The organism is Streptomyces sp. NPDC005263, from assembly GCF_042872365.1.
Lineage (GTDB): Bacteria > Actinomycetota > Actinomycetes > Streptomycetales > Streptomycetaceae > Streptomyces.
This window is the reverse complement of the sequence record NZ_JBIAKJ010000008.1, coordinates 178698-188341: the sequence shown is the minus strand read 5'-3', so window position 1 is coordinate 188341 and position 9644 is coordinate 178698. Positions and strand designations below refer to the sequence as shown.

Annotated in this window: 7 protein-coding genes and 1 pseudogene; all 8 read left to right on the top strand. The window is 72.7% G+C overall.

Features of this window, described 5'->3' with window-relative positions; all coding sequences use genetic code 11:
• Window positions 1-8: 8 nt before the first annotated feature.
• Window positions 9-143, top strand: a complete 135-nt coding sequence (locus ACFYRY_RS32035) for a hypothetical protein (protein WP_389153434.1) — start codon at window positions 9-11, stop codon at window positions 141-143.
• Window positions 144-392: 249 nt separating this feature from the next.
• Entirely contained in the window at window positions 393-836 is a 444-nt protein-coding gene (locus ACFYRY_RS32030; RefSeq protein ID WP_389153431.1) for an SRPBCC family protein, read from the top strand.
• A gap of 152 nt (window positions 837-988) precedes the next feature.
• Window positions 989-3421: an MFS transporter gene (locus ACFYRY_RS32025; RefSeq protein WP_389153428.1), complete on the top strand. Its 2433-nt coding sequence runs from the start codon at window positions 989-991 to the stop codon at window positions 3419-3421.
• Between the two features lie 186 nt (window positions 3422-3607).
• Window positions 3608-4312 (top strand): annotated as a pseudogene (locus tag ACFYRY_RS32020) (PAS sensor protein); the annotation flags it as partial.
• A gap of 197 nt (window positions 4313-4509) precedes the next feature.
• Window positions 4510-5343, top strand: coding sequence for a M55 family metallopeptidase (locus ACFYRY_RS32015; RefSeq protein ID WP_389153426.1), 834 nt, complete (start codon window positions 4510-4512; stop codon window positions 5341-5343).
• Window positions 5336-6640, top strand: a complete 1305-nt coding sequence (locus ACFYRY_RS32010; protein ID WP_389153423.1) for a M20/M25/M40 family metallo-hydrolase — start codon at window positions 5336-5338, stop codon at window positions 6638-6640. The genes ACFYRY_RS32015 and ACFYRY_RS32010 overlap by 8 nt, the downstream gene beginning before the upstream one ends.
• Window positions 6641-6656: 16 nt before the next feature.
• Window positions 6657-8639 (top strand): prolyl oligopeptidase family serine peptidase, encoded by a 1983-nt coding sequence (locus ACFYRY_RS32005; RefSeq protein ID WP_389153420.1) that lies wholly within the window; start codon window positions 6657-6659, stop codon window positions 8637-8639.
• Window positions 8636-9559 (top strand): LD-carboxypeptidase, encoded by a 924-nt coding sequence (locus ACFYRY_RS32000; protein WP_389153417.1) that lies wholly within the window; start codon window positions 8636-8638, stop codon window positions 9557-9559. The genes ACFYRY_RS32005 and ACFYRY_RS32000 overlap by 4 nt, the downstream gene beginning before the upstream one ends.
• The last annotated feature ends 85 nt before the right edge of the window (window positions 9560-9644 follow it).

Genomic DNA, 9644 nt, shown 5'->3' with positions numbered 1-9644 from the left:
CCCGCACCGTGCACCTCCTCGGCATCACCGCCCACCCGACCGCCGCCTGGGCCACCCAGCTCGCCCGCAACCTCCTCGGCGAACGGGCGTCCGGTTTCCGCTACCTGCTGCGCGACCGCGACAGCCGCTACCCAGGCGTGTGAGCAGCCCCGGTACGGGTTGACCGCGGCGTCGAACAGCGTGGCGTCCGCCCGGCTGTGTTCGCCGGAGTCGGTGAGGTTCTCCCAGCGCATGAGGCCTCCTCGGTAGCACTGTTCCCCAGAATAGAACACCTGTTCGCGTGATCGTGCAAGGGCCGTTTCCGATCGCTTCGGGGACCCCGATTTGGGAGCCCGAGGGCCGGGGTGGTTGGCTTGCCCCAACCCCGAGCACTCAGGTCCTGGAGGAAGTCAATGGCGCAGGTCGAGGCCACTACGGAGCGGGTCGTCGCGGCGGACGCGGAGGACGTGTTCGACGCCCTTGCCGACTACACCGGCACCCGCGGGAAGCTGCTGCCCGAGCAGTTCAGCGAGTACGAGGTACGCGAGGGCGGCGACGGTGAGGGCACCCTCGTGCACTGGCGGCTCCAGGCCACCAGCAAGCGCGTGCGCGACTGCCTCCTGGAGGTCAGCGAGCCCACCGACGGCGAGCTGGTCGAGAAGGACCGCAACTCCTCCATGGTCACCACCTGGCGGGTCACTCCGGCCGGCGAGGGCAAGGCGCGGGTCGTCGTCACCACCACCTGGCAGGGCGCCGGCGGGATCGGCGGCTTCTTCGAGAAGACCTTCGCGCCCAAGGGACTCGGCCGCATCTACGACGCCCTGCTCGCCAAGCTGGCCACCGAGGTCGAGAAGTAGGTCCAACCGACCACTCATGACGGGCGATTGGCTCCTCACCGGTTCGAGTGGAACTCCGATCGGACCGCCATGACGCCGTAACTCGTCGCACTTGTTCGTAGTTGTCGCTCACTGCGGGAATTGCGTGACAGGTGCGACGAGGGGAACGGTTCGTGGGCGGAACGACTCTGGTGCAGGACCAACCGGTCACGACACCCCTCGGTGACGACCCGCCCCCGACATCCGCCACCGCCACGCAACTCGGCCCACGACGCGTGCGGTTGGTGTTCTGCGCACTGATGCTCGCGCTGCTGCTCGCCGCGCTGGAGCAGATGATCGTCGCCACCGCGCTGCCGAAGATCGTCGGCGAACTGCACGGCCTCGACCGGATGTCCTGGGCGATCACCGCGTACCTGCTCACCGCCACCGTCGGACTGCCGGTCTACGGCAAGCTCGGCGACCTGTACGGCCGCAAGGGCGTCTTCCAGTTCGCGATCGTCGTCTTCGTCGTCGGTTCCGCGCTCGCGGGCCAGGCGCACACCATGGACCAGTTCATCGCGTTCCGCGCGGTCCAGGGCGCGGGCGCCGGCGGCCTCATGATCGGCGTGCAGGCGATCATCGCGGACATCGTTCCGGCCCGGCGACGCGGGCGCTACCTGGGCGCGGTCGGCGCCGCCTTCGGACTCGCCTCCGTCGCGGGCCCGCTCCTGGGCGGCTACTTCACCGACCAGCACGACTGGCGGTGGTGCCTCTACCTCAACGTGCCCTTCGGTCTCGTCACCCTGGCCGTCGTCACGGTCGTACTGAAGCTCCCGAAGCCCGAGAGGACGGCACGCTTCGACGTCCTCGGCGCGCTGTTGCTCGCCGCGGCCTCCACCTGCCTGGTGCTGCTGACCAGTTGGGGCGGCACCGAGTACGCCTGGGACTCGCGTGTCATCCTGGGCCTCGGCGCGGGCGTGGTGGTGGCCACCCTGCTGTTCCTCGTCGTCGAGCACGTCGCGACCGAACCCCTCATCCCCCTCCGGCTGTTCCGGGACTCCGTGTTCGTCGTCACGAGCCTGATGGGCCTCGTCATCGGGATCGCCCTGTTCGGCGCCGCCAGCTATCTGCCGACCTTCCTGCAGATGGTCGACGGGGCCTCCGCCACCGAGTCCGGTCTGCTGATGCTCCCGCTGACGGGCGGCATCGTCGGCGCCTCCGTCATCTCCGGACAGCTCATCAGCCACACCGGGCGCTACAAGATCCACCCGGTCATCGGTGCCGCGCTCACCGCGACCGGCATGTGGCTGCTGTCCCGCCTGGAGGCCGACACACCCCGGCTGCACTACAGCGTCTGGATGGCCGTCCTCGGCGCCGGTCTCGGCATGGTGATGCCGGTCCTCGTCCTCGCCGTGCAGAACTCCGTACGCCCCGCCGACCTCGGCACCGCCACCAGCGCCACCACCTACTTCCGGCAGATCGGCGGCAGCATCGGCGCCGCGGTGTTCGGCACCCTCTTCGCCGGCCGGCTCGCCGACGCCCTGCGCGAACGCCTCCCCACGCGGGCGGGTGCCGGGCTGCCCGACCCGGAATCCATCACCCCGCAGCTCGTGCACGCGCTGCCCCCGGCGCTGCGCGACGGTTACATCCGGGCCTACGCCGACGCCATGCCGAGGATCTTCCTCTACCTGGTACCGGTGCTCGTCCTCGGTCTGCTCCTCGCCTTCTTCCTCAAGGAGAAGCCGCTGGTGCCGCTCGACGCCCCCGCCGCCGAGCCAGAGGCCGCGCAGCCGAACGCCACCGTCCCGCGGGCCCGCACCCGCCCACCGGGCGGAGGGGCCGGCGCCGCGCGTCGTTCGCCGTACGGTGCCTGCGCCCCCGTACGCGGCACCGTGCGGCGCCCTGACGGCACCCTGGTGCCGCACGCGGCGCTCACTCTGATCGACACCGACGGACAGCAGATGGGGAGGGGCGCGAGCGACGAGGACGGCCGGTACGCGGTGTCCACGGCGCGCTCCGGCCCGTACGTCCTGATCGCCGCCGCCGGCGGACACCAGCCGCAGGCGGTCTCGGTGACCCTCGGCGAGCGCCCCGTCGAACTGGACGTCGTCCTCGGCGGCGCCGGACGCCTCGCCGGGTATGTGCTGACCGCGAAGGGCACGCCCGTGCCCGGCGCCGCGGTCACCCTCACCGACGTGCGCGGCGAGGTCGTCGCCACCACCCGCAGCGGCGGCGAGGGCGGCTATGTCGTCACCGACCTGGTGGCCGGCGAGTACACCCTCGCCGTCGGAGCTCCCGCCTTCCGCCCGGCCGCGCTGCCCGTCACCGTCCAGGCCGCCAGGGAGACCCGCCAGGACGTCGAACTCGTCGGCGGCGCCGTGCTGCACGGCACCGTGCGGGCGGCCGACGGGCGCCCGGTCGAAGACGCGCGGGTGACCCTGCTGGAGGTGGGAGGCCACGTCGTGGACACCCTCCACACCGGCCCGGACGGAACATTCCGGTTCGTCGACCTGTCGTCCGGCGAGTACACCGTCATCGCCGCGGGTTACCCGCCGGTCGCCACCGTGCTCCAGGTCGCGGGCGCGGGACCCGCCCAGCGCGATCTCAGGCTGGGGCACGAGGAATGACGGCCCCTGGTGACTCCACGGTCCGCGAGCAGTCGTCCCAGCTCAGCGCGGGGCCGTGGGGGGCGCACGCCGGTGTGTTCCGGTGCCACCGATTCCCGTGTTGCCGCACCTGGTGACCGGCCGAGGCCGTACGGTGGTGACGGCAGTACAGATCTTGCTCGAGCCGTGGGAGAGAGGGCCTGGGCCGTGGACCGTGGCACCCACAGCGACACTCCTCCCAGCATCTCGGCCGGGACCGGCACGGCGAGGACCACCGAGGCCGGACGGATCCCGCTGGCCGTGGTGGTGGCGGACCGTCGCGGCCGGGTGTCCCACTGGAGCACCGGCGCCCGACGCCTGTTCGCCGTGGCCGCACGGGAGGCGATCGGGCGACCGGTCGTCGATCTGCTGCCCGTCTTCGGAGCACTGCCCGAGGAGGACGAGGCCGCGCCCCATGGGCCCTACGCGGCCGATGACAGCCTCGGCCCCGGCCTCGAACCGCCCCTGGACGGAGCGCCGACCTCTCCGGCCGCGGGACGCGCCCGGCTCACCGTGCCCGGGAACGAGCACCAGCAGACGGGCGACTCCCCGCCCGAAGGGCGGCGGAGGGTCGATGTGCTGTGGTGGGCCTACCCCTTGGCCGGCCCCGGGCCGGAGCGGTTGCTCGTCCTCGCCGCGGACGCCGGCGGACTCCATCACGGCGACGCCGACCAGGGCAGGGCCGTCGAGCGGATCGCGCCCGCCTTCGCCCCGCGCACCGACTTCCCCGGCGCCGACGAACTCGCCCGTCGGCTCCGCGAGATCCTGCCCGGTATGAGTGCCGCGGACAGTGCCCGCGTCGTCGCCCAGGTCCTCGAACTGGGTTACCCGTTCCTGGAGTTCAGCCGGCCCGACCGGGTGCCCGTGACCCCGGCTTGAGCACTTGAGCAGGGGACCGGCGCCACAGGCCGATCACACGGTGTCGGCCTCGCGTCCCGGGCGACCAGTCTTCGCGGCCTCGCGGCCTCGCGGACGGCGATCAGGCGTGGATGGGCACAGCGTGCACGGGCCCAGCGCGGACACCCGCGCTTCCTGGCCGGTTCCCCCTCCGGCGCGTAACGTGACCGAGCATGAAGATCCTGATCAGCGCCGACATGGAGGGTGCCACCGGCGTGACCTGGCCGGCCGACGTGCTGCCCGGGACCCCGCAGTGGGAGCGGTGCCGCTCGATGTTCACCTCCGACGTCGACGCCGCCGTCCGTGGCTTCTTCGACGGCGGCGCCGACGAGGTCGTCGTCAACGAGGCCCACTGGACCATGCGCAACCTGCTCCTCGAACAGCTCGACGAGCGTGCCGAGATGCTCACCGGGCGCCACAAGTCGCTGTCCATGGTGGAAGGCGTGCAGCACGGCGACGTGGACGGCGTCGCCTTCGTCGGCTACCACGCGGGCGCCGGCATGGAGGGCGTCCTGGCGCACACCTACCTCGCCAACTCCGTCACCGGTGTCTGGCTGAACGGCGTACGGGCGAGCGAGGGACTGCTGAACGCCCATGTCGTCGCCGAGTACGGAGTGCCCGTCGTCCTGGTCACCGGCGACGACGTGGCCTGCGAGGACGCGCTCGGTTACGCCCCTGAGGCGTTGAAGGTCGCCGTCAAGGACCATGTGTCGCGGTACGCGGCCGTGTGTCGTACACCCGCCAGGACCGCCGCCGACATCCGGGCGGCGGCCAAGGCGGCCGCGTCCCTGGCGGTCCGTCAGAAACCGCTGGACGGAGGGCCGTTCACCGTGGTGCTGGAGTTCGACGCCGCGCACCTGGCGATGGCCGCCACCGTCGTGCCGGGGGTGGAGGGCGTCGGCGAGCGGAAGGTGTCGTACACCAGTGACACCATGTACGAGGGGATCCGCACCTTCAAGGCGGTGACCACGATCGTCTCGGCCGCCGTGGAGGAGCAGTATGGCTGACCAGCAGGCCCTGGACGAGGTCGTCGGATTCACCTCGGACCTCATCCGCCTCGACACCAGCAACCGGGGCGGCGGCGACTGCCGGGAGCGGGCCGCCGCCGAGTACGCCGCCGCGCGGCTCGCCGAGGCGGGCCTGGAGCCCACCCTGCTGGAGCGCACCGAGGGACGTACGAACGTGGTGGCGCGGATCGAGGGCACCGACCCGTCGGCCGACGCGCTGCTCCTGCACGGTCATCTGGACGTGGTGCCCGCCGAGGCCCGGGACTGGAGCGTGCACCCCTTCTCCGGGGAGATCCGCGACGGGGTCGTCTGGGGGCGGGGCGCCGTCGACATGAAGAACATGGACGCGATGATCCTCGCGGTCGTGCGGGACTGGGCGCGGCACGGCGTGCGGCCCCGGCGGGACATCGTGGTCGCGTTCACCGCCGACGAGGAGGACAGCGCCGTCGACGGTTCCGGATTCCTCGCCGACGAGCATCCCGGGCTGTTCGAGGGCTGCACGGAGGGCGTCAGCGAGTCGGGTGCGTTCACCTTCCACGACGGCAGCGGGCGGGAGCTGTACCCGATCGCGGCCGGTGAGCGCGGCACCGGCTGGCTGAAGCTGACCGCCCGCGGCCGCGCCGGACACGGCTCCAAGGTGAACCGGGAGAACGCCGTCACCCGGCTCGCCGCCGCCGTCACCCGGATCGGCGAGCACGAGTGGCCGCTGCGGCTCACCCCGACCGTGCGCGCCGCGCTCACCGAACTCGCCGCGCTGTACGGCCTCGAGACGGACCTGAGTGACGTGGACGGGCTGCTGGAGAAGCTCGGCCCGGCGGCGAAACTCGTCGAGTCCACGGTGCGCAACAGCGCCAACCCGACCATGCTGGACGCCGGTTACAAGCTCAACGTGATCCCGGGGCAGGCCCTGGCGTACGTGGACGGGCGCTTCCTGTTCGGCGCCGAGGACGAGTTCCGCGCCACCCTCGACCTGCTCACCGGGCCCGACGTCCAGTGGGAGTTCCAGCATCGCTCCGTCGCCCTCCAGGCGCCGGTGGACTCGGTGACGTACGCGAGAATGCGGGCCGCCGTGCAGGAGTTCGCGCCGGAGGGGCACGTGGTGCCGTACTGCATGTCCGGCGGGACCGACGGCAAGCAGTTCTCGCGACTCGGGATCACCGGCTACGGTTTCACCCCGCTCAAACTTCCCGAGGGCTACGACTACCAGGCCCTCTTCCACGGGGTCGACGAGCGCGTGCCCATCGAGGCGCTCCACTTCGGCGTCCGTGTCCTCGACCGCTTCCTGCGCACCGCCTAGACACCCGGGGGACGACGTGCGGACGTTGGCTTACGGTTCCTGGCCCTCACCCATCGACGCCGAGCTCGCCGCCGCGCACGACGGGCGACCCGAGTACGTGGGGTTCGTCGGCGACGAAGCCTGGTGGACCGAACCCCGGCCCACCGAGGGCGGGCGGCGCACCCTGGTCAGGCGGCGCGCCGACGGCACCCAGGAGTCCGTACTGCCCGCTCCGTGGAACGTGCGCAGCAGGGTCATCGAGTACGGCGGACAGCCCTGGGCCGGTGCGGTGGTCGACGGCGAACCGCTCGTCGTCTTCGTGAACTTCGCCGACCAGCGCCTGTACCGGTTGCGGTCGGACGGCGAACCGCTCCCGCTCACCCCGCTCTCCCCGGTCGGCGACGGACTGCGCTGGGCGCAGCCGCGGTTGCGTCCGGACCACGGTGAAGTGTGGTGCGTGCTGGAGGAGTTCACCGGCGAGGGCCCCGACGACATTCGGCGGGTCCTGGCCGCCGTACCGCTGGACGGCTCGGCCGCCCAGGACCGGACCCGGGTACGCGAACTCACCGACGACCGGCACCGCTTCGTCGCCGGGCCCGACCTGTCGCCCGACGGGCGGCGGGCGGCCTGGCTGGCCTGGGACCACCCGCGGATGCCGTGGGACGGCACCGAACTCGTCATCGCCGAGGTCGGCACGGACGGCACCTTCGGACAGCCGCGGACCGTGGCGGGCGGACCGGCGGAGGCCATCGCCCAGGTGGAGTGGTCGGCGGACGGCGGTCTGCTGTACGCGAGCGACCGTACCGGCTGGTGGAACCTGTACCGGGAGGGCGAGCCCTTCGGGCGGGGGGACCCCACTCCCGCTTCGCTCGCCCCGCGCGAGGAGGAGTTCGGCGGGCCGCTGTGGAAGCTCGGATCCCGCTGGTTCGCCCCGCTGGAGGGCGGTCACATCGCCGTGGTGCACGGCTGCGGTGCCACCACCCTCGGCATCCTCGACCCGGAGACCGGCGAACTCGTCGACGCGGCCGGGCCCTGGACCGAGTTCGCGCCCGACCTCGCCGTGCGTGGACACAAGGTCGTCGCCGTCGGGGCCAGCCCCCGCAGCGCGTACGAGGTGGTGGAGCTGGACGCCCGGACCGGCCGGGCCCGGGTGATCGGCGCCCCGCACGACGACGCCGTGGACCCCGCGTACTACCCCGAGCCGCAGATCCGCACCTTCACCGGCCCCGCCGGACGCGAGATCCACGCCCACATCTACCCGCCGCACCACCCCGGCTGCACCGCGCCCGACGAGGAACTACCGCCGTACGTGGTGTGGGCGCACGGCGGCCCCACCGGACGCGCGCCGCTCGTCCTCGACCTGGAGATCGCCTACTTCACCTCACGGGGCATCGGGGTCGCCGAGGTCAACTACGGCGGCTCCGCCGGATACGGCCGGGAGTACCGCGACCTGCTGCGGGAGCAGTGGGGTGTGGTGGACGTCGAGGACTGCGCGGCCGTCGCGCTGGCCCTGGCCGACGAGGGCACCGCGGACCGTGACCGGCTGGCGATCCGGGGCGGCAGCGCGGGCGGCTGGACCGCGGCCGCCTCGCTCGCCATGACCGACGTGTACGCCTGCGGCACGATCCTGTACCCGATCCTCGACCTGGTCGGCTGGGGCACGGGCGAGACCCACGACTTCGAGTCCCGGTACCTGGAGACCCTCATCGGGCCCTACGCCGAGGTCCCCGGCCGGTACACGGAACGCTCGCCCGCCGAGCACGCCGACCGGATCACCGCCCCGTTCCTGCTGCTGCAGGGCCTGGACGACGTGATCTGCCCGCCCGTCCAGTGCGAGCGGTTCCTCGCCCGGATGGCGGGCCGGGGGGTGCCGCACGCGTACCTCGCCTTCGAGGGTGAGGGGCACGGCTTCCGCCGGGCCGAGACCACGATCCGGGTCCTGGAATCCGAACTCTCCCTGTACGCCCAGGTCTTCGGGCTGAACCCGCCCGGCGTCCCCGCATTGGAGCTCACCCTGTGAAGGAACTCAGCCGGCCGTCACGGCTCGCCCCCGGCGCCCGCGTGGCCGTCGTCGCGCCCAGCGGACCGGTGCCCGAGGAGCGGCTGCAGTCCGGCCTCGACGTGCTGCGCGGCTGGGACCTCGACCCGGTGGTGGCACCGCATGTACTGGACCGGCACCGGGAGTTCGGCTACCTCGCGGGCACGGACGCCGACCGGGCCGCCGATCTGCAGCGCGCCTGGTGCGACCCCGCCGTGGACGCCGTGCTGTGCGCGCGGGGCGGGTACGGGGTGCAGCGGATGGTCGATCTGCTCGACTGGGAGGCGATGCGGGCGGCCGGACCGAAGGTGTTCGTCGGGTTCAGCGACATCACCGCCCTGCACGAGGCCTTCGCCCGCCGCCTGGGCCTGGTCACGCTGCACGGACCGATGGCGGCCGGCATCGACTTCATCAAGAGCGCCCGCGCCCAGGAACACCTCAGAGCGACCCTGTTCGCCCCGGAGACGGTCCGCACGATCACCTCCGGCGGCACGGCGCTGGTGCCCGGCCGGGCGCGGGGCGTCACCCTCGGCGGTTGCCTGAGTCTGCTCGCCGCGGAACTCGGCACCCCGTACGCCAGGGCCGGCGCGCACGGCGGACTGCTGTGCCTGGAGGACGTGGGCGAGGAGACGTACCGCCTGGACCGCTACCTCACCCAGCTCCTGCGCGCGGGCTGGCTCGACGGGGTGCGCGGGGTGCTGCTCGGATCCTGGGAGCGGTGCGAGGCGTACGACGACGTACGTGTGCTGCTCACCGACCGGCTGGGGAGCCTGGGGGTGCCCGTCGTGGAGGAGTTCGGGTTCGGGCACTGCGACGGGGCGTCGACGATCCCGTTCGGTGTCGCGGCCGAACTCGACGCCGACGCGGGCACGCTGACCTTGCGGGAGCCGGCGCTGCGGTGATGCCGCCGCACCGGGGTGGGCGCGGCCGGGGGACACCGGGGCGCCGGATCCGCCGTGGGCGGGTGAGCGGGCCGTAGGGTGGCGG

What these genes read in the sequence shown, in the direction of transcription:
- ACFYRY_RS32030 (WP_389153431.1), top strand. Translation starts at nt 393, where the DNA reads ATGGCGCAGGTCGAGGCCACTACGGAGCGGGTCGTCGCGGCGGACGCG.
- ACFYRY_RS32015 (WP_389153426.1), top strand. Translation starts at nt 4,510, where the DNA reads ATGAAGATCCTGATCAGCGCCGACATGGAGGGTGCCACCGGCGTGACC.
- ACFYRY_RS32010 (WP_389153423.1), top strand. Translation starts at nt 5,336, where the DNA reads ATGGCTGACCAGCAGGCCCTGGACGAGGTCGTCGGATTCACCTCGGAC.